We start from the raw sequence: 250 nt of genomic DNA, 5'->3' as shown, positions 1-250 counted from the left end.
CCACCCGGTCACGATCCTCTCGACCCTGCCCTCGGCCGGCATCGGGGCGCTGCTCGCCCTCCTGGTCTCGGGCACGGAATTCACCGTGATTGCGCTCATCGCGGTGTTCCTGCTCATCGGCATCGTGAAGAAGAACGCGATCATGATGATCGACTTCGCGCTCGACGCCGAGCGCACCCGCGGGGCGAGTCCGGCCTCGCGCGGGCCACCCTCTCCACGGGCCTCGATCAGCGGCGCGAGATGCGGGAAG

At 68.8% G+C, this 250-nt stretch carries 1 protein-coding gene; it reads left to right on the top strand.

Annotation, left to right across the window (positions count from 1 at the left end; genetic code table 11):
* Window positions 1–250 (top strand): efflux RND transporter permease subunit (locus tag WDW90_RS40315; protein ID WP_336493136.1); only part of this gene is annotated, 250 nt, incomplete at both ends.

This window comes from Methylobacterium nigriterrae, assembly GCF_037106235.1.
Classification (GTDB): Bacteria; Pseudomonadota; Alphaproteobacteria; order Rhizobiales; family Beijerinckiaceae; genus Methylobacterium; species Methylobacterium nigriterrae.
Note: the sequence above shows the minus strand (reverse complement) of the source record. Positions and strands in the feature narration are given on the sequence as shown.